At 43.3% G+C, this 23,134-nt stretch carries 20 protein-coding genes; 14 read left to right on the forward strand and 6 right to left on the reverse strand.

Going from position 1 to position 23,134, the window contains the following annotated elements:
- Positions 1-180 precede the first annotated feature (180 nt).
- Entirely contained in the window at positions 181-735 is a 555-nt protein-coding gene (locus LZG71_RS07960; RefSeq protein ID WP_233818797.1) for a hypothetical protein, read from the reverse strand.
- A gap of 431 nt (positions 736-1,166) precedes the next feature.
- On the opposite strand from LZG71_RS07960, the gene LZG71_RS07965 reads away from it, so the two are divergent.
- The gene (locus tag LZG71_RS07965) at positions 1,167-2,879 is read left to right on the forward strand and encodes a DNA polymerase/3'-5' exonuclease PolX (RefSeq protein WP_233818799.1); all 1,713 of its coding nucleotides are present in this window, start codon (positions 1,167-1,169) and stop codon (positions 2,877-2,879) included.
- A 32-nt stretch (positions 2,880-2,911) separates the two neighbouring features.
- Here the strand turns inward: LZG71_RS07965 and LZG71_RS07970 are convergent, their stop codons facing one another.
- Positions 2,912-3,736 carry a hypothetical protein gene (locus LZG71_RS07970; RefSeq protein ID WP_233818800.1) on the reverse strand — a complete coding sequence of 275 codons (825 nt, stop codon included), beginning with the start codon at positions 3,734-3,736 and terminating at the stop codon, positions 2,912-2,914.
- A gap of 300 nt (positions 3,737-4,036) precedes the next feature.
- On the opposite strand from LZG71_RS07970, the gene LZG71_RS07975 reads away from it, so the two are divergent.
- Genes LZG71_RS07975 through LZG71_RS07985 form a run of 3 tightly spaced genes read left to right on the forward strand, consistent with a single transcriptional unit; the run spans position 4,037 to position 6,161 of the window.
- Positions 4,037-4,489, forward strand: a complete 453-nt coding sequence (locus LZG71_RS07975) for a carboxymuconolactone decarboxylase family protein (protein ID WP_233818801.1) — start codon at positions 4,037-4,039, stop codon at positions 4,487-4,489.
- 30 nt (positions 4,490-4,519) lie between these two features.
- Positions 4,520-4,876, forward strand: a complete 357-nt coding sequence (locus tag LZG71_RS07980) for a YciI family protein (RefSeq protein ID WP_233818802.1) — start codon at positions 4,520-4,522, stop codon at positions 4,874-4,876.
- Between the two features lie 46 nt (positions 4,877-4,922).
- The gene (locus LZG71_RS07985; RefSeq protein WP_233818804.1) at positions 4,923-6,161 is read left to right on the forward strand and encodes an RNA polymerase sigma factor; all 1,239 of its coding nucleotides are present in this window, start codon (positions 4,923-4,925) and stop codon (positions 6,159-6,161) included.
- A gap of 8 nt (positions 6,162-6,169) precedes the next feature.
- On the opposite strand, the gene LZG71_RS07990 is transcribed toward LZG71_RS07985, so the two are convergent.
- From LZG71_RS07990 to LZG71_RS08005, 4 genes are all read right to left on the reverse strand, one after another.
- A complete protein-coding gene (locus tag LZG71_RS07990) occupies positions 6,170-6,673 on the reverse strand; it encodes a hypothetical protein (protein ID WP_233818805.1) in 504 nt (167 codons plus the stop codon).
- A gap of 235 nt (positions 6,674-6,908) precedes the next feature.
- Entirely contained in the window at positions 6,909-7,328 is a 420-nt protein-coding gene (locus tag LZG71_RS07995; RefSeq protein ID WP_233818807.1) for a DoxX family membrane protein, read from the reverse strand.
- 44 nt (positions 7,329-7,372) lie between these two features.
- A complete protein-coding gene (locus tag LZG71_RS08000) occupies positions 7,373-8,506 on the reverse strand; it encodes an amidohydrolase family protein (protein WP_233818809.1) in 1,134 nt (377 codons plus the stop codon).
- Positions 8,507-8,691: 185 nt separating this feature from the next.
- A complete protein-coding gene (locus tag LZG71_RS08005; protein ID WP_233818811.1) occupies positions 8,692-9,801 on the reverse strand; it encodes a S41 family peptidase in 1,110 nt (369 codons plus the stop codon).
- A gap of 110 nt (positions 9,802-9,911) precedes the next feature.
- Here LZG71_RS08005 and LZG71_RS08010 point away from each other — a divergent pair, with 110 nt between their 5' ends.
- From LZG71_RS08010 to LZG71_RS08055, 10 genes are all read left to right on the forward strand, one after another.
- A complete protein-coding gene (locus tag LZG71_RS08010) occupies positions 9,912-10,673 on the forward strand; it encodes a LytTR family DNA-binding domain-containing protein (RefSeq protein ID WP_233818813.1) in 762 nt (253 codons plus the stop codon).
- A gap of 226 nt (positions 10,674-10,899) precedes the next feature.
- Positions 10,900-12,069 carry a sensor histidine kinase gene (locus tag LZG71_RS08015; protein WP_233818815.1) on the forward strand — a complete coding sequence of 390 codons (1,170 nt, stop codon included), beginning with the start codon at positions 10,900-10,902 and terminating at the stop codon, positions 12,067-12,069.
- Positions 12,070-12,294: 225 nt separating this feature from the next.
- Positions 12,295-13,131 (forward strand): siderophore-interacting protein, encoded by an 837-nt coding sequence (locus LZG71_RS08020; RefSeq protein ID WP_233818817.1) that lies wholly within the window; start codon positions 12,295-12,297, stop codon positions 13,129-13,131.
- Positions 13,128-15,569, forward strand: coding sequence for a TonB-dependent receptor (locus LZG71_RS08025; RefSeq protein ID WP_233818819.1), 2,442 nt, complete (start codon positions 13,128-13,130; stop codon positions 15,567-15,569). Before LZG71_RS08020 ends, LZG71_RS08025 begins: the two co-directional genes overlap by 4 nt.
- A 24-nt stretch (positions 15,570-15,593) precedes the next feature.
- On the forward strand, positions 15,594-16,847 hold the full coding sequence (locus LZG71_RS08030; RefSeq protein WP_233818822.1) for a hypothetical protein: 1,254 nt from the start codon (positions 15,594-15,596) through the stop codon (positions 16,845-16,847).
- A 28-nt stretch (positions 16,848-16,875) separates the two neighbouring features.
- Positions 16,876-18,030, forward strand: a complete 1,155-nt coding sequence (locus LZG71_RS08035; RefSeq protein ID WP_233818824.1) for an alpha/beta hydrolase — start codon at positions 16,876-16,878, stop codon at positions 18,028-18,030.
- 60 nt (positions 18,031-18,090) lie between these two features.
- Entirely contained in the window at positions 18,091-19,158 is a 1,068-nt protein-coding gene (locus tag LZG71_RS08040; protein ID WP_233818826.1) for a YncE family protein, read from the forward strand.
- Between the two features lie 233 nt (positions 19,159-19,391).
- The gene (locus LZG71_RS08045) at positions 19,392-20,492 is read left to right on the forward strand and encodes an ABC transporter substrate-binding protein (RefSeq protein WP_233818828.1); all 1,101 of its coding nucleotides are present in this window, start codon (positions 19,392-19,394) and stop codon (positions 20,490-20,492) included.
- 133 nt (positions 20,493-20,625) lie between these two features.
- Complete coding sequence (locus tag LZG71_RS08050) at positions 20,626-21,702, forward strand: iron ABC transporter permease (RefSeq protein ID WP_233818830.1); 1,077 nt, start codon at positions 20,626-20,628, stop codon at positions 21,700-21,702.
- The gene (locus tag LZG71_RS08055) at positions 21,696-22,481 is read left to right on the forward strand and encodes an ABC transporter ATP-binding protein (RefSeq protein WP_233818832.1); all 786 of its coding nucleotides are present in this window, start codon (positions 21,696-21,698) and stop codon (positions 22,479-22,481) included. Before LZG71_RS08050 ends, LZG71_RS08055 begins: the two co-directional genes overlap by 7 nt.
- Positions 22,482-23,134: the final 653 nt, after the last annotated feature.

Below are 23,134 nucleotides of genomic sequence, written 5' to 3' on the forward strand. Positions count from 1 at the left end.
CGATTTGGCATACCCAGTCTTTGCCATATTTTGTTAGGTAATCAATGTTATCTTGTCGGGTAACCAGGGCTGGATTTCTTAAACATTTTCTTTAACAGCCATACGAACGATCATATAATCGTCTATGTCGTTGATTTGGGCTTCTTTAAAAATCATTTTTTATCGCTTTGGAACCCATGATTATTTCTTCCAACCCAACACACTGGGTATTTTTTTGATAAGTGGGATTACGAAGACTTGAATTGTATAACTCAGTATTGCAAAAAAGCTGGCAATTATAATGGGTAATACTCCTCCAAATGTATAAACCAGACCGATAATAAATCCCAGGAGATATTCTGATTTATAAATAGGAACCAGTATAGCAATAATAAAAAGTGCCTGAAACATGAAACCGGAAATTTGAGAATTACCGGTTGTATAGGATATCGCCAGAATAAGTGCATATGCCAGCGAAGCTAGAAATGGCAACAAAAACTTCCATTTTACGTCGTTACTGTCCGTTTGTCTTGCAGAGGTGATACGTTTTTTAATCCGTGTTAATAAAAAATATGACGTTAGCGGGAGTGAAAAAGCTCCCCACCAGTTGGAGATTTCTGGTAAATTTTTATTTGCAAGCAGATGATGACTCGGCACTCCTTCATGAAAGTGATCCCAAAACAATACGCCCAGTATTGAGGCTGTTACAACGCCAACGAAATATAGCGTTAGTCTCTGAAATGATTTTGCGTTCATGATGTTTGATTAGAGATGAGTCAATGGGGTTCATCAAAGTAATAAACAAGTGAACAAACTTCCATTACGCCAGGTGATGGATGGTTTATTTGAGGTACATGCGGAACTTGTAAATACTTGTGTACCTGTTGAATGGTAAGTTTCGATAGGTTTTTGGTTAGTAATGTATAGAATGATAACCTTGCGCCCATTGCGTGAACCCATTGCGCCGATTGCGGTTAAATATTACGCCTCGGAAATTTCTACCGCAATAGTCGCAATAGAAAAACGCAAAGTTCGCAAGGACCGTTTACAATTATTGACACTTGCGTCCCATTGCGTAAACCTATTGCGTCCATTGCGGTAAAAATGTTAGCGCTCAAAACAATCCCCTCTATTGCCATTCAATCTTAAATACTCGTACTTCGCATATCAATTCATAACCGTTTCCCATGAGCAATTCCGAAATTGTCGAGATACTAGAACTTACTGCCAAACTCCTTGAACTGCATGGCGCAGATCCGAACAGGATAAAAACTTATGGCGTTGCCGGATTTTATCTGGACAAATACAAGGATGGGGAGTTACAGTACATGACTCTTGATGAGCTCACTAAATTGCAAGGAATTGGTAAAAGTACGGCGGGCAAGATCATTGAAATTGTAAGAACCGGTACATTTCCTGAACTGGAAGAGCTTCTTCAAAACACTCCTCCCGGCGTGATGGAGATGTTCAATATCAAAGGTATTGGACCTAAAAAAATAGCGTTGCTGTGGAAAGAACTTGGAATTGACAACCTGCATGAACTGGAACTTGCCTGTCTGAACGGAAGTGTTTCAAAGGTGAAAGGTCTGGGAGGCAGCACGCAGCAAAAGATATTGGAATCGCTGGCATTTTTAAAGGATCAGGCGGGTAAACTGAGAATGGACAAAGCGGAAATGGTCGCTCAGCGCATCTCTGACGCTTTGAAACAAACGTTTGTGGAAGTACAGGTTGCCGGGGATATCAGACGGAAGTCGGAGATAGTAAGCACTGTGAAGGTTTTGGTTAAAACCGAATCGCCCGCGCTGCTGCAGGATACATTGAAGGGAATTGATTTTCTGATTCAGGATGAAAAGAATTCGTCTCCATTTGTCTGGAAGGGTAATATACAGGAAGCCGCGGTAGCCGTAGAAATTATTGCAGTGAGGCCGGACAGGATGGTAAATGAATTGTTTCTGGAATCGGCAGGGCAGGATCATTTGGGGCAAACTACTGCTGCCGGCAGTACGATCTGGAAACACGCTTATTTTGGTGCAATTGATAGCGAAGAAGCGTTATACCAAAGTGCAGAATTGCCATATATCGTTCCGGAAATGCGTGAAGGAGAAGGGGAGTTTCAATGGGCTCAGAACCATAACGCCAGTGACTTGATAACCTGGGACGATCTGAAAGGGATTTTGCATAACCACAGTACCTACTCCGATGGCCAGAATACGCTGGAACAAATGGCGTTGTTTTGCCAGGAATTAGGATTTGAATATCTGGGTATAGCTGACCACTCGCAGACTGCAACGTATGCTCAGGGATTAAAAGTGGAGGATGTACTTCGGCAACATGAAGAAATATCAGGATTGAATGCCCGTTTTGCCGCTGAAAATCCTGCCAAACCATTTAAGATCTTAAAAGGAATTGAATCGGATATACTGGGTGACGGTTCTCTGGATTATCCAACCGAGATACTTGCCAGTTTCGATTACATTGTTGCTTCTGTGCACAGCAACCTCACCATGTCGCAGGAGAAAGCCACCGCGCGCTTGCTGAAAGCGATCGAGAATCCTTACACTACTATTTTAGGACATCCTACCGGGCGACTGTTGCTTTCCCGTGAAGGCTATCCTATTGATCACAAGGTTATTATTGATGCCTGTGCCGCCAATCGTGTTGTTGTAGAAATAAATGCGTCGCCATGGCGCCTGGATCTTGACTGGCGGTGGATATCTTATTGCTTAGAAAAAGGTGTTTTGCTAAGCATTAATCCAGATGCACATTCAAGAGAAGGCTATTACGATATGCATTACGGTGTAGCAGTTGCGAGAAAAGGGGGACTTACTAAAGACATGACCTTGAATGCGTTGTCTCTGGCTGAAATGGAGGCATACCTGACAAAGAGATTGGGGAAGTAGGGGATAGGACTGAGATATAACTTCCAATCGGCCTATTTCTCAATGGACTCCCGGATCTGCACAACGAAGTCAACTGTGACGCCAACCAGGCTTGCGATTTTGATATCATCAAAGGCTGTTTCTTGAATCAGTGATTTTGTAAACGAAACATTTTTTTCATATTCCTTTTGACTCAGGCCTCTTTCATGACCTTTCACGTAAAGAAAATCCTTTTCCTCTTTGAAATATTTGCTGATACTTTCCATTGCTTTCTGTGTTAAGAGCTCTAATTTACGAATTTGCGATAAAACTCGCAATTGAACCAAATGTCTTTTTAACGTAAAATCGCTGTGGCTGGTTTCATGCACACGTTTGACAATATTGGTTACCGCATCCTTTGGGTTCTCGCTTTTAAAATCGCCAAGAATTGCAAAAACGACTTCGCCGGGATTGGTTGATTCTAGGAAAATTTGGTAATCGATATCTGCCATTACGATCATTGGAAATTGAAACTGGTGCCTTTTTGTTTGCAACTTCAAGGGCATGGCAGGCTTGCCTTTTCCTATGTAAATGACATATTGCTCTACGGGAAGACGGTATTTCCTCAAAAGCATCAAGTCATATTCCGCCATTCTGAAAACCATTTCCGGCTCATTTGAGAGTTGTATTTCCAGATGCAGTACAAATGTATTGTTATTGACATCGGTTATTTTTCTCAATACATCAGGACGTCTTTCGCGTGTGTGCTGAATGTTGTCTTGCAACTCCTCCGAAATAACAGGTTGTATTTTTAGTAATTTTGCAATTAACGTGGGAATTACTGCTTCAAGATTCTCTTTAAAAATTTTATCAAATTGCCCGGATTGCTTTTTTGCCATACATCTTGAGTTACCCGACCTGATAGAAATGGTTTACACCACTCAATACGTCAAAATGAGTTGTTGGTAACAAGTGGAAACGGATCTGGTAGCCTTACATGGTTCCCAACTGGAAGGTTCAAATTCAGATATCTTTACTTTTTAAACATCCGCTTTGCTTTAATCGCCGGAGTTATGGCAAGTATCAAGGATAATCTGGCCAAGGTCCATGGATTTTTATTGAAATTATTTTCATTACGAATGTCCAATCCTGGTATTGCCGGTTGTCATTGGTTTTTAAACTTCTAAATATCTTACAAAATGGAGCAGAGAATAAACATGAATGACAAGGGACAAGGTGCTTTGAAATTGTTGTTCGCATTTGGTGGCTATCTTAAAAAATCGCCTGTTGAAGTAAACCTGCTGGAACTGGTATTCTTCCGCGTTTCTCAAATTAATGGCTGCGCATATTGCCTTGATATGCACGCAAAAGATGCCCGTGCAAAGGGTGAAACTGAGCAGCGGCTGTATGGACTTAGCGTTTGGCGGGAAACTCCATATTACACCGATCGTGAGAGGGCGGCGCTGGCATGGTCGGAAGCAGTAACCGAATGCGATGTGCCGGATCATGTATATGTGGAGGCTTGCAAATACTTTACTGAACAGGAACTTGTTGACCTTACTTTTGCAATTACTACAATTAATACCTGGAATCGTCTTAATCTTGCATTTCCAACCACACCGGGTACCTATCAGGTAGGGCAGTTTGGATGATCGAAATTCAAATATATAAACCGAAATACAATGAATGAGTTTCTTTTAATTTTCCGCAGGGACTTTACCACGAAGGAAGAGCAACCATCGCCAGAGGTATTGCAAACATCGCTGAAAGCCTGGCAGGACTGGTTTGGCAGTCTTGCAGCACAAAATAAACTGGCAAGACCGCTCCAAAGATGGGATGGTGAAGGGCGGATTGTGAAACCAAACAGCGCTGTAATTAACGGCCCCTACGCTGAAATCAAAGAGTCAATTGGCGGTATGATTGTGGTTACAGCCGCGGACTATGATGAAGCCTCTGAAATTGCCAAAGGATGCCCGATTCTGAAATTGGGTGGAAATGTAGAAATCCGGATGGCTGTTACTCCTCCTGCTAATAAATAGCTCTGCTACATTTAATTTTGTGGTCAATCAAAGCCATTCAGGAATTATGGAAGGTGAACTTCTGCCAAATTTGTTTAGAACAGAGTACCGCAAGATTGTTGGGGTGCTCTGTTATTTATTTGGTATCGAACATATTGAGATTGCAGAGGATATTGTAAGCGATACCTTTCTTTCGGCAACCGAGCTGTGGAGTGTAAACGGGCTACCCGAAAATCCCACTGCCTGGCTTTATACAGTAGCCAAGAATAAAACCAAAAATCACCTTAAACGAAGCTCTTTATTCGAAAATAAGCTGGCGCCAGATATTAAATACAATGCGCCACTTTCGGAGGAAATTGAGGTTGATTTATCGGTCAAGAATATTTCAGATAGCCAGCTGGCCATGATATTTGCGGTGTGCCATCCGTCGATTTCCAGCGATTCACAAGTCGCACTTGCACTCAATTTGTTGTGTGGTTTTGGCGTTCAGGAGATTGCAGACGCATTTCTTACCAATCGAGATGTGGTATATAAAAGAATTAACCGTGCGAAGGAGCGGTTGAAGGAAGAAAATATCAGGATTGAGCAACCTTCAACTGCTGAAATCAACGAACGGCTGGGCAACGTTTTGACGACGATTTACGTGCTGTTTTCGGAAGGCTATTATTCAGCTGGTCATCAAAACACCATATTACGCAAAGACCTTTGTGCAGAGGCGATGAGACTGTGTTATTTGTTGGTAGAAAACGAAACTACCAATAGACCTGCCGCAAGTGCGTTGTTGGCGTTGATGTGTTTCCATGTTTCTCGTTTCGATGCGAGAGTGAACGAGAGCGGGGAAATGATATTGTACCAGGATCAGGATGAAACGCTCTGGAATCAGGAGCTAATTGCACGCGGCGGGTACTTCCTCAACAAAGCATCCGTGGGCAATGAGCTGTCGAGGTATCATCTGGAAGCAGGAATTGCATACTGGCATACGCAAAAGGAAAGCACAATTGAAAAATGGGAAAGTATATTGCAGCTGTACAATAGCTTACTTATACTGGAATATTCACCCATTGCTGCTTTGAACCGGACCTACGCCTTGTCGATGACAAGTGGTAAAAAAGTTGCAATTGCAGAAGCTGAAAAGCTGGATCTGAAAACCAACCATTTCTATTTTTCTCTGCTGGGAAATCTGTACACTGGAATTGACAACCAAAAGGCACTCCAACATTTGGAAACCGCACTGGAAATTTCAGTTTCAGGAACAGATAAGGCAACGATTATCCGGAATATTCAAAAATTGAAAGAGAGCATGTAAGCAGCTCTCTAAACAGCTTCCTTCGTTTTCGGTTTAATATCCTCTTTTTGGCTAAGTAGTGAAATCACCCTGTTAAAGTAAGGTTCTGCAATTTTGCTTGGTTTTATATCCCAGCCGCGGTCATAATTCACAATACAGGAGCCGATGAAACTGCCGGTACTTTCCATTACCTCCGGATCCCAGATCGAAAGTTTGGAGATATGACCGTTTTCAATAGCAAGTTTGGCAGGTATTTTCAGCACCAGGGCCGAAAACGCATATTTATCGACTACGCCTCCAATCCACATGGCGCCTTTCACCTTCACGTCAGGAGAACGTTCGTTAATGCGTGCAGCAATGTCTTTTTCTTTCGGAGCAACAAAATCGCGTTTCTGTTTTACAAGATACTCATCAATGGCGCGGTTGACGTGTTCAACGGGGTCCAAACCGTCGAACTCGCTCAGTTCGTGTAGCTTTTTGCTTTGTGTGACCGTAAGACTCACGCTTTTTCTTAATCTCTTCTGCTGTATCACCTTTGTAATTGTTGGGCCAATTTCAAATTTACACAGCTTAAAAAAGGTATTAAAGCATACCGGAGTATTTGTGCCCGTTTTGCCTAAATTTGGATTTATTCTTAGTATAGATACAGCTGATAAACGCAAAGTAGGTAGCTAATTCTTAGGTAAAAGAGTCTCCGCCGAACCATTTTTTTATGAAATTTCAGTAAACATTTGTTGCTAATAATCTGTCAGATAGTTGGTTTTAAACCTATTTGAGATAAATATCCAGTTCAAAATACTTTTGCCTGATGTTGCTGAGGGCAAACGCAGCTCCGGCGGCGGCAAAGATAGAATAATCAAAAGCTCCCTTGATTCCGGTCGAAAATGTCATCGATAATGCAAAAATGAGTAAAAGGCATCCGCTAAGTTTTGCGAAGAGCTCGGTTTTAAATCCAAGAAGCAAAAATATTGGCAAGATAATTTCTGCCGCAGTGGCAACTATGGCAGCGGGGGAAATGAAGGCTTCCGGGAACCATGGATTTAACTGAGCAGTGTAGCTCACGAAATTATCCCAATTTCCCCAAACGGAGTTCTCTTTGCTCCAAAAACCAAACCTGTCGGCAACCGCGGATAAAAAACCGGTAGAAAGTGCAAGACGTAGGAACAGTTTGAGAATGTTAGGTTTCATTGGTTTCGCATTTTTGTACAGAGTGTTGGGCAAACTGATTTAAGTTAATCAGGAAAGAATGACTTGTTTATACCCGGAAGTAAAGTAAGCGCATTTTTATAATAAACCTTTTTTAGTATTTGGTCGCTTAGTCCCATGCCATACATGTTCCAGTGTGCGTGGTATTTTTTGTGGTAAGGGAAATACTCGTCATTGGTTTCCAACACACGAAAATAGGTATTGTATTCTGACGGAACCCAGGAGTCTTTGCCAAAGAGGATCCTGTCCTGATATTTCTCAAAAAAACTACGGGCCATTGCGGGCTGTCTGCCAAGTTCCGCTATAACTGCACCAAATTCGGTGTACATATTTGGAAGCTCATCCATGAGCTTTGAGAGCTTTGCAAGGTCGTTGGCCAGCCAACCAAAGTGGGCATTGATAAATTTCGTTTTCGGGTGTTTACGGAACATCCTGTGTTGCTCGTCAATAATTTGCTGCCACGATATATCCAGGTTCATATACTGCCGATCGGCATGCTTGTACATTTCAAGCCAGCGTTCATTTTTCTCGTCCATCGGATCCCAAAACGACTTTGGCGCCGCGGAATGAATGAGCACAGGCCAGCCGTATTCGGCGCACTTTTGCCAGATCGGATCAAGCCGGGAATCGTCCACCGCAATACGATTCCCTTTTTCATCTTTGTATGTAAGACCAAGCTCTTTAAAAACTTTAAGCCCTTTTGCGCCGTTTTTAAAATCCTTTTCCAGTTGTTGTAAAGTGTTACGAGTCCAGTTGGACTCACCAAAACCTTTAAAGTTTACATTGGTAAAAATGACGATCCGGTCTGCGTATTGGTGCTTCTTTACATTATCCGTCATTTGTTTGAGAGCATCGCCGCCTTTTCCACTCAGGTTGATCATCACCTTCATGTTCATTGCGTCCATGGTCGTTACCAGCTTATTCAAATCCTGATTTTCCATATACGGCTGATGATTGTGTATGTCAATAAATGGAAATTTGGAAGCTGTCACCGAATGCTCCGGAACTACCAAGGTAGACACGGGATTGTACTGCTCAAATGTGAGCGGTTGGCTCTGTCCGAATGAAATGGCCGTACAGCCCAAACAGAATAGCAGTGTCCCTGCCAATTTCCCTAACAACATTTGAGCAGAGCTCAACTCATGACCGAATAATTGCATAAATAGATTTTTATCTGACAAGATAGTTTCTCAGCGTTGCGGAAGGTTGTCTCGGGCATACAGTTAAAGGGCCGTCCCGTTTAAAAGATGGAACTATATTAACACAGAAGCTAAATGATAAAGCCACCTACTGAATTTGTTTGGTGCAAATCCGGCAGATGGCTGATTTTGGAAGCTTTTAATCTCTATTTTTTTTCAGTATTTGAGTAATACTTTTGAACAAAGCCAATCCAATCTTTTTCTCCTTCTGGTATTCTTACATCTGGCTTAAAGCCGACGTTATCAATCCGAAAATCCTTCACCCAGCCATTGCGTCCCCAAGGTGTAGCTAAGTTGTAAATCCCGTCGCAAATTCTAAAATCCTGATCGCTTCCGTAATCCATTACACCATAAGAGTTTGTGCCAAAAAGAGTTACTTTTTTGCTTTGTTTGCCTTCAAATATGTAGAATTCCGTAGCACTTCCACTTCCCTTATCAATCAGAAAGGCGATTTGCCGGGGATAGCTTTTGGGGTCTACGTCAATGGTACGCACCAAATCGCCGGAGTCTTTCACCATTTTGCCTGGGTTTGCCTTTGCAGCATTCAGTAAATTCAACACACGTTTGTAGTAAGGATCGGTTGTATCCTTATAAGTCTTTATCTCCCGTTCTTTGGATTTGATAAATTCCTCGCTGCTACGGTAGTCCCATGCCGGATACACCATTGGATTGGTGTAAATGAGTCTGGCCATTTCGTCGGAGGTGCTGGTGTTGCCGCCACCGTTTCCCCTTAAATCCATAATCAGATACGGTGTTTTGGCCAGCAATTCGCGGTTTGCTGTTAACATGCTATCGAGTTTCCCTACTTCTCTCTGGTCAAAAACGGCAAGTTTTACATACAGAAAATCGTCATTTAGTTTCCTGAAAGTCACGAGATCGGTCCGGTTTTTATTCGCTTCCATGTTTGATACCGCCTGTTTTGTGCCTCTCATCCATACCGAGGCAACATGGCTGTCCTTAAAAAAGTCAGTATAGGTTTGTAAGACGGTCTGGCATGCCAAAGGAGTGCTAACGGAGGATGCTTTGCTTCGTAGATTTTTAATTAGTTTGTCGTAGGCTGGACGGGTTTTAGCGGTAACCTTGTCGTCAAATCCGGCATAAACGCGGGTTACTTTGTCAATAACTTCTTCCAAAGCCTGGGAGCAGGAACATTCATCTGGATTTACAGCTTTCTGGTCTGAATTTTCCTGCGCCTGAACAAATGTATAAGTGAGGGCAAAAATTAGAGTAAGAAATGGTTTTAATTTCGTTTTCATGGACTGATCTTGGTTTAGATGGCTTTTGATTTATAGAAAATGCTTTGTTACTTTCATGATTATGTGTCTTGATAACCGCTGTTCATGCCCCGGCATTTTAATTTCTAGTGATGACAAATACGCTTCGTTGTGCAATTATAGAAGATGAGCCTCTGGCTCAGGAACTCCTTGAAAAATATGTCCGTCGTGTCTCTTCGCTGGAACTTGCCGCAACATTCGATGACGCCATTGTAGCCTATGATCAACTCCCCGCTATGCATCCCGATATTATTTTTCTGGATATCAACATGCCGGAAATGACGGGGATCGAATTCCTGCGGGCTTATCCTGCACCACATCCCGCAATAATTGTAACAACTGCAAATCCGGCCCACGCATTGGATGGTTTCGATATGGGTGTTACCGACTATCTTCTGAAACCAATTACGTTTGACCGTTTCCTTAAAGCTGTTGGCCGGGCCAGGGAAAAAATGAACGGAACTTCTCAGCCAGTTTCTGCTGCTGTCACATCAGAGAACTCACCGGTTTTGTCAGAAACAGTTGCACCATCAGATTTTATATTTTTCAAGACCGATAAGAAACTGGAACAGGTTCATTTCGATGAAATCATTTTCGTGGAATCGCTTGGCGATTACATCAAAGTTTTTCTTTCAGATCGTTTTCTTGTTACACTTGTCACAATGAAGAAACTCTGCGAGACACTTCCTGCTGATCGTTTCCTTCGCATTCACCGATCCTTTTTGGTGCAACTTCGCTATATCAAAACACTCGAAGGAAACACTGTGATCACAACTTCCGGTCAGGAATTGATTATCGGCCCTAACTATCGGGAGGAGGTAAAGATTGCTTTGAAAAAATGGCTGATTTCATAATACCAATGCTTTGATTTAGCCTTCATCGACTATGGAAACAAAGGTATCGGGTCATTCATAATCAACTTAATTAATTCGATAGAGTCCATGTTATTTCCGATGAAAATGCAAAACGATCTTTATCGGATAAATCACTGCTCTCGTCGAAAAAAGTAACCGAAATACTTCATGAACAGATTCCTTTGAAGAACATTTTTAAAAGGCTCAGGATTTCTCCAATACTAGCATGATCAGACTGGATATCGTTGCAGACAATACAAAATACCACGGCTGGACACGTGTAGGTTTTCATGCCCTGCTGATAACAGGGATTTTACTACTGATATTTTCTGCATACGTCCCATGGTTTTTGTACCCATCAGTGCCGCTCGATTATCCATTTAAAACTTACGCTGGCCCCATTGTACGTGATGCATTTTGCGTGGTTGTTCAGTATTATTTCCTCGTATTTCTATTCACTCATTATTCCCGAAAACCTGGGTTTCTGGTTGTTGGGATGGTTGTTTACTATTTTATTTTGTTTACCTGCTATTACTACACGTCATATCTCGTTAAGCATTATTGCGGCTTGCCAGATGATTACACGGGTTCTATTAGCCATTTTGACAGGATGCCATATTGGAAAGCACTGTTTCATCCGGCAACATTCTATCATTTAATGTTCATTATAGAACGGGCCTTTTACCCGCTGGCGTTGAAATTGCTGATTGAGATATACAGGCGACAGGTACGGAATGCCAATTTGCAACAGGACTACAACCGTTTGGAACTTGATTTTTTGAAAAGTCAGATCAGTCCACATTTTTTGTTCAATGTCCTCAATAGCATCTATGCGCTTACGGAGGAAGAAAGCCCTCGTGCGGCAAAAATTGTTCAACAGTTGTCTGGGATGATGCGCTATTCTCTTTATGAAACCGCGGATGCAATGGTACCTCTGTATAAAGAAATATCGTTTATCAGAAACTATGTGGAACTGGAACAACTGAGAACTTCAAAAAGGCTAACCCTTGAAACCAGTTATCCCAATCCTGTGGACGAGACGCTGGTAATTGCTCCATTTGTTCTAATCACATTTATTGAAAATGCTTTTAAGCATGGCGTAGGCAGTACAGCCAAAAAGTCGTTTGTGAAAATTGATCTTAAATTGCGGGACGAAGTGCTTACTCTTTCGATTGTAAATAGTAAACCCGTCAATGCCAAAAAAACGATTGGAGGCTTAGGGTTAGTCAATGTACGCAAAAGATTGGCAGCGCTTTATCCTGATCACCAGTTACAGGTGCTGGATGATGAGCTGCAATATACCATGACGTTGACCCTGACTTTGTCCAAAAGCAAAATCCCCGACCTTACTTTGAAAGCCGGGGTATCGGAAGTTAAGGTGGATCATATCCGATAAAATTGAAGAGACTATATTTGTGACTGATAGATACAGTTAAGACGACATTGTGAGGGGAAATGGCCTTGATTTCTATGATTTAGGTCATAAGGGCGTTTTTTAACTTAAATAAACCTGTTTTTACTATTGACATTACGCATATAAAAACTAGCTTTGTGTTTATTATTTATATTGAGTCTATATAAAATTAGTATATAGGGTTGATAAATTTAAGTGCTAGTTGGTATGTCGAAGGAAAACAAAACACCCTCTCCAATTCAATTTGATATCTTAGAGGTTACAAAATACAGGAACGTTACACCCGGAATGCGCCGTATTTCTTTTAAGGGTTGCAAGGCGGTTTACAATAATAGTTTAAGTCCGGGAAGCCACCTCAAAGTATTCATTCCCAGGCCAGGACAACAAAAACCTGTGCTGCAAATAATAGGCGAAAATGGCCGTGTTGTTCACCCTGCCGACGATCAAAGGGCAACAGTAAGAACCTACACGCTTAGGAATCTGAATTTAGAAAACGGAGAAATCGACATTGATTTCGTGCTACATGGCGACGAAGGACCGGCTTCTGCATGGGCAGAAAAAGCCCGTCCCGGAGATTTTCTTGGAGTTGCTTATAGGGAAGGTTTAGCGCAATACAATGCCGACTGGTATTTGTTTGCCGGAGATGAAACTGCACTTCCTGCCATCAGTGCAATCATTGAAAATTTACCTGCATCTGCAAAAGGAACTGCTTTTATAGAAGTGGCCAACGCAGGGGAGGAGCAGCAAATTATCACCGAAAGTGGCATCGAAGTAAACTGGCTTCATCGAAACGGAATTCCTGCCGGTTACGGAAGTAAACTTTCTGATGCGGTTTTATCGGTTCAGCTGCCGGATTCGACAGTGAAACGCTACGTTTGGATTGCTGCTGAATTTGTAACAATAAAAGAGTTGCGTAATCATTTTAAGGAAACGCATCAGCTCGATAAAACCGAACTACACGCAACGGCTTACTGGAAGCTGGATATGGACGAGGATAAATTTCATGACCTTAGGCACCAGCAAATGGCTGAGAATAATCAGTGAAGATTTCTATACCAAAATATTTGTTCAGGTTCGCAATTGTTATTGCCGGTTATTTGCTGAGCGTTTCTGCCGGTTTTTCCATGCAGGATCGTAGCTGTATTCTGTCAGGGGCTGTAAAAGGTGAAACAGGTAATCCGCTTTTTAGGGCGGTGGTTCAGATTGAAGCAATTTCAAGAACCGAGATTGCCGATTCTTCCGGTTCTTTCTGTTTTCCGAACCTGGCTTCCGGTCGGTATAAAATTACCGTTTCTCATTTGGGTTACAAACAATTCCAAAAGGAAGTAAACTTAGACGTGCGTCAGCCGTTGGTTTTGTCAATTGAACTTGTCAAGGATAGTCAACAACTTTCGGAGGTTGTGGTTGCAGGCAAATCTGCCACTCAGGAAATGCGTGAACAGGCAATTAAAAGTGCGGTAATTTCTACACGTGAAGTATTCAATCAGCCTGCAACACTCACTGAACTGATGAATCGTTCAGCAGGTGTGCGCATTCGCCAGGCGGGTGGGTTGGGTTCCGCTCCCGATATTTCGGTTGGTGGTTTTCAGGGGAGATCGATTCGTTACTTCAAAGACGGCATTCCGCTTGATTATCTCCGTGATGGCTACAATATTTCTTCGGTTCCTGTCAATTCATTGGAAAGGGTTGAGATTTTCAAAGGTGTATTGCCGGTTTCACTTGGTGCCGATGCCTTGGGTGGAGCAGTTAATTTGGTAACAAGAAAAACCTACCGCCCGGAGCTAAACGTTGCGTACGAAATTGCCTCATTCAACACGCACAGGTTGTCGCTGAATGGTTTTTATACTGATGCTGAAAAAAAATGGATATTCGGTGCTGATGCTTTCTACAATCACTCTGACAACAACTATAAGGCCAATGTGAAAGTAACGGATCCCGTTACCAAGAATCAAAAGATGCAGAATGTTTCTTTGTTTCACAATGCTTTCACAAGTTACTATGCCGAAGCTTTTGCAGGCGTTGTAAACCGCAACTGGGCCGATGAGCTACGTTTTACGCTTTCCGGTTTTGTACTCAACCGCGAGCAACAGCATCCTGCACTTATGACCGATCCTTACGGTGCGGTTACCGGTAGACAGGCTTCTGTGATTCCTTCGGTGCGATATAAAAAGTCGTTTATGAACGACAAGTTTTTGATCGATCAGTTTGCTGTTGTGAATACTGTGACGATCAACCGCACAGATACTTTGCATGGACAATACGACTGGCTGGGCAATTTTACACCGAACCCTTCCCGCACCGGAGAGAGCCGTCAGGCTGCGTTATCGGACCTGCGTTTCAGAAATGTCATATCCAGAACAAATTTCATTTACAATGTAAATGCTCTTAATAAACTGGAATTCAATTATGTATATACCTCTTCCAGACGTTCTGGTAGCGATCCTTACGGTACAAAATTCGCGGGCACAGATATAGATGTTTTATCAATACCGGCTTTGTACAATAAGCAGGTATTTGCTGCGGGACTGGAAACGAAGCTGTTTTCAGAGAAATTGACCAACAACATGATGGGAAAGTTTTACCGGTTTTCTTCACGGGGAATAGAAGCATGGGCAGCAAGGCCGGTAGACCAGAATGAAGAAGTAAGCCAGAGCGGACAGTATTGGGGTTTTGCAGAAGCTGTTAAATACCAACTGACAGACCATAGTTTTGCCCGGGTTTCGGCAGAAGCTGCAAACAGGCTTCCCGAGCAGGAAGAATTATTCGGTGATGGTGCCTGGGTTGTTCCAAATTTTAACCTGAAACCCGAGCGAAGTCTCAATTTTAACCTGGGGTATTATTTGAGCAAACCCTCACGCTACACACTGGAAGTAAATGGATTTTACAGGCGAACCAGGGATATGGTTCTGATGGTGCCGACTCAGCCTCCGTATGCGCAATACATGAATATGGAAAACGTGAAAGGCTATGGTCTGGAAGCAGATTTATCAGTTCATTTTTTGCAATATTTTACGGCAGGAGGAAATTTCACCTGGCAGAGTTTGCGGCTTTTCGGTCTTGAATCTTCTCAGGATGTCTGGAAAAACGGCGCACGCTTACGCAACACGCCATACTTCTTTGCGAACGCAAGTCTGAACGGCAAGTTTACAGGACTGTTTTCGAAAACAGATCGAATTCAGGTTTATGCGCTATACAATTTCATTAGAGAGTTTTATCTGGAAACGATTCCCGAACGCGTTGAACCAAAAAGCTTTTTGGGTTTGACAGGAAGTGCGGATATTCAGTCGGATTTGATTATTCCTTCACAGCATTTATTAAGTGCGGGTTTCAATTACCAGCCGACAGATCGCTATTCTATAGGATTTGAAATCAAGAATATTACCAATACCAGTTTGTATGATTATTTCAGGATTCAAAATGCTGGAAGAAGTCTTCATTTGAAACTGAGTTACACTTTAAAACAAAAGAAAACCACTCTTTAACAATTCATTAAATCAGACCAGAACATGAAACGTATTTTTTTATCCGGAATAACTTTTTGCCTCGCAGGTGCTTTGTTTCTTACGGGCTGCAAAGATGACGATAATACACCCACACCAGTGGTTGAGAAACCAGTCAAATATGTGCTGATGACCATGAGTGAGATCACCTCGGCGAAGCCCGGATTCGTGAGTGCTTTCGCAGCCATGCCTACCGGCGATGTGACCAATATCAACGCACCAAGTACTTTGCAGGGACAAGGAATGGGAGGATGGAGACCCTATGGAAACTGGATTTTCAGGATGTTCAACTCATCAAACGAAAAGGGTATCGAGAGATTGAATATCGCAGCTGATGGGAAGGTGAGCGGCGGAACGTTCATTAAAACCAACAATACGATCAATGGCTCCGGGAATTTTGTGATCCAGAATGCTTCAAGAGGCTTTTACTGGGATGGCGATAAGCCCTGGGAGATACAGACCTTCAATCCAACTACACTTGCCAGTACCGGAAAACTGAATTTTGACTACGAAACGGCACTTAAAAAGTCAGACGCTGGTATCGGTTTTCAGGGCATCGGGCAGCATTTTCTTGCTCTGAAAGGCGGGAAATTGTATGCTGACATTACATATAGCAAAGGGACAGGTGCGCAAAGTGGTATGTTCAACGACTTTTTTCCGGATGTATACATAGCGGTGATCAATGTCAATACTGGCGCTTACGAGAAAACGATCAAAATTCCGGACACGGGTAGCATTACCTATATCAATGACAATGAGATGTTCTCCATTGATGAAAGGGGAGATTTGTACATCGTCACACAAGGAACAACAGCTTTGGGAGGCAAATCAAAAATTGTTCGTATAAAAGCGGCTGAAACGGATATAGACGCTACATGGAGCCTGAACAGGGATGAGGTTAGTGCCGTGAAAGGAAAATTTGTAAGCGTGTTCGCAAGAGATGGCAAAATCATTACGCTGATCAACAATGCTCCGCTTACCAGTGGTGCTACCGGTAACATCAACACAGGTGAGATCTGGGAATTTAACTCAGTGGATATTGCTACCAAAACAGCTACCAAAATTACTGGTATTCCTCCCGTAACGAATCCTGGTGCTGCATACGGAGCATTCCTGTTGGACGGTAAAACGCTGCTTCGCGTAAATGCTCCGACAGCTTCTGTGAACGGATATTATTCTTTGACAGGTACCGCAGCCACGAAACAGTTTGGCGTAAGAGAAGGTGGTGCAGTAACAGGATTGTTTAAAATAGAATTGTAAGATGCGGATTAGCAAACTTTTTGCGGTTATGATGTCAGTGATTTCTGCACCTTTAATTGCGCAACACACGGTTGTGATAGAGGTGGGAGGTCGTCCGGAATTCTTAAAAAGTGAGGATTTTTTTATCACAGGAAGTTTTCAAAAATGGCAACCCGGTGAAGACAAGTGGCAGGTGAAAATCAATTCGGACGGGGATCATCTCATTACGATCAAAGATGTAAAAAGCGGTCTGCTCGAATACAAGTTTACCCGCGGAAACTGGAAAACGCTGGAAAGTACTGCCGATGGTCGATTGGTGGCGCCAAGAAGCGCCATCATTACAAAAGACACAGTCATTCAGGCTAGGATTGAAGGATGGCGTGATCATTTTCCGGCTTCAACTGCTTCGGCTCAGGTGCAAATTTTGGATACAGCCATGTACATTCCGCAACTGAAACGCAGCCGGACTGTCCGCATTTATTTGCCGAAAGATTACAAAACATCAAAAAGGAAATATCCTGTCTTGTATATGCACGATGGTCAGGATCTGTTCGATGAAGCAACTTCCGAGGGGCGTATCGGTCCGTTGGAATGGGGTGTAGATGAGACCATTGACGCAGCAGGCAAGAGCTGTATTGTGGTAGCAGTAGACCATCATGCAGATAAGAAAATGAGGATTAAGGAATATTACACCAATGCCAATTCAGAAAACAAGGAAGTAGAGGGTAAGGCTTATCTTGAGTTTATTGTAAAAACACTTAAACCACTCATTGATAAACAGTACCGGACTATTCCTGACAAGAAACATACGGCAATGGCGGGAAGCTCCATGGGAGGTTTGCTTACTTTTTATGCGGGGTTGTATTACCCGGAAGTTTTTGGTTCACTAGGTGTTCTTTCACCTTCGGTATGGTTGGACCAACGCAATATTTACCGGGAATTGGAACAGCTTAAACCGGACAGCCAAATACACAACCAACGCTATTATTTCTACGCGGGAGGGAATGAAAATCGTATGAAACCCGACAGTAGTTTTGTCCGCATGCACGATGACGTGAAAGCAACATCTGATATTTTGAAGGAGAAAGTAAATCCCGACTTGCAAATTGCAATCAATCCTTCCGGAAGGCATGGTGCGTGGTACTGGCGCATGGCATTTCCTGCTTTTTACAAATGGCTATCCGAAGGCTGGGAGAGCAAATAGGATGGTTTTTTCTGATGATTTTACCAATACATAAATTCTAACTAAATCTATAATTAAGTTATGGCTGAGAAATCAAACATAGGTGTAAAAGTGAGGGTACTGACGCTTGGCGCGTTGCTGGCTTTGGGTTTTTCTTCTGAAACAATGGCTCAAAAAGTATCGAAATCTGAGCGTGTCGGACAGGGTCTTTTTGAACTTGCTGTGAGTGAAAAATCAAATGCTGTTTACGTAGCGGCAGCCGGATCGCGTACAGTTCCCGGTGGTAAAATATACAAACTGGATGCCAAAACATTGGCCGTTATCGACAGTATTGACCTTAAAGATGCACCTCCTTATGGCGTGGGTATCAATGACAAAACGCAGACCTTGTACACGTCGAACACGCGTAACAAGTCGGTTCACGCCATTGACCTGAAAACAAAAAAGGTGATCGCGACGATCAGTAACGGAAAAGAAAAATCGCATACACGTGAGGTGTTCGTCGATGAGGTAAATAACAAGGTATACGTTTCTGACGTAGGTGAAGGAAGCAGTGTTTGGGTGATTGATGGGAAAACCAACAAATTCAGTCATTTGATCGAAAACACCGGTAAATCCACTACGGGTATCGCCATTGACAAAAAGAACCAGTTGCTGTATGTAACCAACATGGGAACCAACGAAGTGGGCGTGATTGATTTGAAAACCAACAAACTTTCAAAATCTTTTGCGTCAGGGGGCAAGCAGCCTGTAAACCTGATCTTTGACGAAAAGTCGGATCGCTTGTTTGTTGCACATCAGGGTTCGAGTGAGGTGGTGGTGCTTAAAGGCTCAACAGGTGAAATTCTTAAAACGATACCTGCCGGAGAAGGTGCATTGGGCATCAATTTTGATCCTGCAAAAAAACGCATTTACACTGCAAACCGTCGTTCTGGAACAGTTTCAGTCATTGATTCTGAAACCTACGAGGTACTTGCTACTTTGGAGACGGGTTCTCACCCTAATACCATTGTCATAAACAAAGCGACTGGCGCAGCCTATGTTACCAACAAAGCCAAAATGGCGAGGCGAGTGCAAGGTGAACCAGCACCGGCAACACCTCCTGCACCTGATTTGAACGGAGATACTGTGAGTTTAATCTTACCATAAGTAGCTAATAGCAATTAGCGTTTAGCCGCGCGGCGGACCGTTATTAGCTTTAAGAGCCATTAAGATACAAGTTAAAATTATAGCGCTAAATGTTTATTAGTACTTAGTTTGATATTTAAACCGGTTGTCAGAATGAAATTTAATTCTGACAACTGGTTATTATTTCGATAGAGTTAGCAAAGAGCCAGCGGCTTAAAGCTCATGGCTGACAGCTGTTAAATTCCATGAACCGTATGAAAAAGTACATTTTTAAAGTTTTGAGTGTGTGTGCATTTGTTTTACTCAATGCCCATGTGCACGCACAATCGGTTACAGTAACCGATATTGTAGGACGAAAAGTGACGCTCAAATCTCCTGCAAAGCGGGTTATACTAGGCGAAGGAAGATCGCTGCTTACGCTTTCTCTGCTTGACCCGAATCCGGTTGGAATGGTGGTTGGCTGGACGGGTGATTTCGCAAAATCCGGTGGTAACATTTATGACGAATACATGAAACGGTTTCCTGCGATGGCGAAAATCCCGCAGATCGGTGGTAATGGAAAGGAAACAGTTTCTACCGAAAAGATTATTTCGCTTAAACCGGATCTGGCAATTTTTGGAAGTGGTTCTCATGGTCCGGATGCCAAGTCTGCCGATGTGATCCGCCAATTGGAAGCAGCAGGTATTCCTATTGTTTTTGTCGATTTTCGCTTGCACCCTTTCAAAAATACGCTTCCGAGTATGGCTTTGCTGGGTAAAGTTTTGGGTAAAGAAAAAAAGGCAAACGAATACATCGCTTTTTACAAAACCCGGATGGACCGCATTTCAAAAGCTTTGGCGGGCAAAAAAGCAAGCCGGCCAAAGGTATACATGGAGATGATCCGTGGTCAGCAGATCGGTTCTCCGGGAAAAGGCAATTTGGGGGAATTTATAGAATTTGCAGGCGGACATAATATTGGGGCTGACATATTGCCGGGCGAAGTGGGAACACTTAACATGGAATTTGTGATTCGCCAGCAACCAGACATTTACATTGCCTCGGGCATTGCCTCAGTAGGGGAGCCAGGTTTGGTAATTGGGTATGGAATAAGTGCGGCTGAAACGCAAAAAAGCCTTAAAGCATTGGCCGACCGCAGTGTGGTTTCTCCTCTTTCAGCTGTGAAAAACAAGAAAGTATACGGTATGTGGCATCTCTTTTACGACTCGCCGTTGAATATTGCTGCTGTGGAAGCAATTGCAAAATGGCTTAACCCGACACTTTTCAAAACAGTAAATCCTGATGAAACACTTCGTCAGATCAACGAGAAATTCCTGGCAGTTCCCTTCAAAGGTACCTATTTCGCAGAGCTGAAATAACGGAAGGCGAATACAAGCTTTCGGCTGTCGGGCTAAATGGGAAATGATCTTTTGCCCAATCTGTGCTGCCGAAAACTGATGGCCGATTGCCATTGGCTATACCATGATATGTTTATTTAAAGCTCTCTACCAATTGATTACAGACCAACAAAGTTATAGTATACTTAAAAACCCTTCTATCGAAGACGGCTACAACCGTATTCGGTATAAAAGGATACTGTTACTCATATTTTTATTTGCCGCCATGGTCGCTGCATTTTGTGTGGACATAGCTGTTGGCGCTTCCAACATTGAAATCAGTGAAGTGCTCAAAGCCATTGTTTTTCCGGATTCAGTTGATCTTGGAACACAGGTAATTGTGCGTGAAGTGCGGCTGCCTTATTCCGTTATGGCTATACTTGTGGGAGCGGCACTTTCACTTGCCGGCACCGAAATGCAGACCATTCTGAACAATCCATTAGCCAGTCCGTTTACACTTGGTGTATCTGCGGCGGCATCTTTCGGAGCTTCACTGGCCATCATCGCCGGGCTGAGTTTACCAGGAATCCCGGAAGAGTGGATGATCGCTACCAATGCTTTCATTTTTGCATTTGGTTCGGTCATGCTTCTGCAGGCTTTGTCCCGCATGCAGGGTGCAGGCGTTGAGTCTCTGGTTCTTTTTGGGATCGCATTGGTTTTCACCTTTAATGCGCTTATCGGCATCATGCAGTATGTTGCAAGTGCCGAAGCCTTACAGCAACTTGTATTTTGGAGCCTTGGCAGCCTCACGCGGGCAAGCTGGTCCACAATCCGGATTTTGGGTGTTGTTCTGGCAGTGATTGTTCCGTTTTCATTGGCAGCTTCCTGGCAAATGACCGCCCTTCGTTTGGGTGAAGACAGTGCCCGCAGTTACGGTGTGCAGGTTGGGCGGCTTCGTTTCATGTCGTTGATTCGGGTGAGTTTGCTTGCGGCATGTTCTGTTGCATTTGTCGGTACCATCGGATTCATCGGTTTGGTAGGGCCGCACATTGCCAAAATGCTTATCGGCGAAGACCATCGTTATAGCCTTCCCGCCAGTATTCTGACTGGTGCATTGGTAATGTCGCTTGCGTCCATTGCAAGTAAGGCACTTGTGCCGGGTGTTATTATGCCGGTTGGTATTGTCACTTCACTGATCGGTGTTCCTGTTTTTATTCTGCTTATTTTTAGAAAGGGGAGAAAATCATGGTAACAGGTAACCAATTGATCGTAAACAACATTACAGCAGGTTATGGTAAAAGGGTCATCATCAATGACCTGTCGCTACCACCTCTCCAAACGGGTACTGTTACGGCTCTGGTTGGTCCCAATGCGGCAGGAAAGTCAACTTTGCTTCGCGCTATGTCGGGCTTGCTTTCTGCAAGTGGTTCTATGATATTGAACGACTCCGATCTGATGCAGATGTCGCTGACTGAACGGGCCTCACATCTAACATTCATGCCTCAGAGTATTCCGCAGGATGTGAGTTTGTCGGTGATTGAAGCGGTAATCAGTGCATTAAAAGCTTCTCCGCTGGATGGTGTCAGCATCAAAAATTCTGAAATATATGAACGGGCGTTTAAAACCCTGGATCGTATTGGGATCTCCCATCTTGCGTTGTCACCCCTTAATCAGCTATCGGGCGGGCAGCGTCAAATGGCCAGTCTGGCACGCTCTGTAGTGCGTGAGCCAAAGGTACTCTTGCTCGATGAGCCCACCAGTGCACTGGATTTGAGACATCAGGTGCAGGTTATGGAACTGACCCGTTCCCTTGCTCGTGAAGGGCGGATTGTTGTTGTTGTGCTTCACGATCTGAACCTGGCGATGCGTTGGGCGGATCAGATCATTGTCATGCAAAAAGGAGCCATTACGTCTTCGGGCAAACCTGAGGAGGCCATCACGCCAAAAATCGTCCGGGATGTGTATCAGGTGAACGTACGAGTGGAACGTTGTTCGCAGGGTAACCCGCAGGTTGTTATTGATGGATTGTAGTTGGTGATCAGTAAAGTAAAATGACATGATCGTTGTCAAGCCAAGCGGACGGGACTGCACGAGTTATGTATGATCAGGAAGAATATAAGAGCAATGTATGGACGCGTAAGCTCAAAGCAGCGATAAGCACAATGCGTGCGCTGCTTTGACGAAAAAGCGGGGTGTGCGTGTGACATGAGCGAGGAAGCATTTTTTCGCCTTGATTTTTTTGTTACTTTTTTTATCAAGAAAAAAAGTAAGAGCACTGGAAGTTGCCACTGATAACCTTTATAAATTATTGAATATGAATAATTTGAACTTTGTTTCCTAGCCTTCGACGGCGTGACGGACCGCGGCTAAGGCTGACGTAGATCTTAGATATTCCAATGGTGAATCATGTCATTTTCAACTGCGCCGGCAGCCCGGCGCATCGCCGGAGCGAGAGCTTGTTTGCTCCAAAAATTAGTTACTCAGCGTGACACGTCAAAGAGCACTACAACGATTAACAAACTCTGTTGAGCACAGCATGGAGTTTGTCAATGTTAACCATCTCTTTACCAATATTGGTAGCTCCGCCAGCTTTGGTGTTTTGTGTAGTTGAGTTCTTGTGTGAATGTATATTTTTGAATACAAATCACCATAGGAAACTGAGGGGAAATCGACCCGAAAAATAG

Source organism: Dyadobacter sp. CY312, assembly GCF_021390535.1.
Classification (GTDB): domain Bacteria; phylum Bacteroidota; class Bacteroidia; order Cytophagales; family Spirosomataceae; genus Dyadobacter.

Excerpts from the sequence above, each read along its gene's own strand:
- LZG71_RS07960 (WP_233818797.1), bottom strand. The coding sequence starts at position 735 with ATGAACGCAAAATCATTTCAGAGACTAACGCTATATTTCGTTGGCGTT.
- LZG71_RS07965 (WP_233818799.1), top strand. The coding sequence starts at position 1,167 with ATGAGCAATTCCGAAATTGTCGAGATACTAGAACTTACTGCCAAACTC.
- LZG71_RS07970 (WP_233818800.1), bottom strand. The coding sequence starts at position 3,736 with ATGGCAAAAAAGCAATCCGGGCAATTTGATAAAATTTTTAAAGAGAAT.
- LZG71_RS07975 (WP_233818801.1), top strand. The coding sequence starts at position 4,037 with ATGGAGCAGAGAATAAACATGAATGACAAGGGACAAGGTGCTTTGAAA.
- LZG71_RS07980 (WP_233818802.1), top strand. The coding sequence starts at position 4,520 with ATGAATGAGTTTCTTTTAATTTTCCGCAGGGACTTTACCACGAAGGAA.
- LZG71_RS07985 (WP_233818804.1), top strand. The coding sequence starts at position 4,923 with ATGGAAGGTGAACTTCTGCCAAATTTGTTTAGAACAGAGTACCGCAAG.
- LZG71_RS07995 (WP_233818807.1), bottom strand. The coding sequence starts at position 7,328 with ATGAAACCTAACATTCTCAAACTGTTCCTACGTCTTGCACTTTCTACC.
- LZG71_RS08000 (WP_233818809.1), bottom strand. The coding sequence starts at position 8,506 with ATGCAATTATTCGGTCATGAGTTGAGCTCTGCTCAAATGTTGTTAGGG.
- LZG71_RS08005 (WP_233818811.1), bottom strand. The coding sequence starts at position 9,801 with ATGAAAACGAAATTAAAACCATTTCTTACTCTAATTTTTGCCCTCACT.
- LZG71_RS08010 (WP_233818813.1), top strand. The coding sequence starts at position 9,912 with ATGACAAATACGCTTCGTTGTGCAATTATAGAAGATGAGCCTCTGGCT.
- LZG71_RS08015 (WP_233818815.1), top strand. The coding sequence starts at position 10,900 with ATGATCAGACTGGATATCGTTGCAGACAATACAAAATACCACGGCTGG.
- LZG71_RS08020 (WP_233818817.1), top strand. The coding sequence starts at position 12,295 with ATGTCGAAGGAAAACAAAACACCCTCTCCAATTCAATTTGATATCTTA.
- LZG71_RS08030 (WP_233818822.1), top strand. The coding sequence starts at position 15,594 with ATGAAACGTATTTTTTTATCCGGAATAACTTTTTGCCTCGCAGGTGCT.
- LZG71_RS08035 (WP_233818824.1), top strand. The coding sequence starts at position 16,876 with ATGATGTCAGTGATTTCTGCACCTTTAATTGCGCAACACACGGTTGTG.
- LZG71_RS08040 (WP_233818826.1), top strand. The coding sequence starts at position 18,091 with ATGGCTGAGAAATCAAACATAGGTGTAAAAGTGAGGGTACTGACGCTT.
- LZG71_RS08045 (WP_233818828.1), top strand. The coding sequence starts at position 19,392 with ATGAAAAAGTACATTTTTAAAGTTTTGAGTGTGTGTGCATTTGTTTTA.
- LZG71_RS08055 (WP_233818832.1), top strand. The coding sequence starts at position 21,696 with ATGGTAACAGGTAACCAATTGATCGTAAACAACATTACAGCAGGTTAT.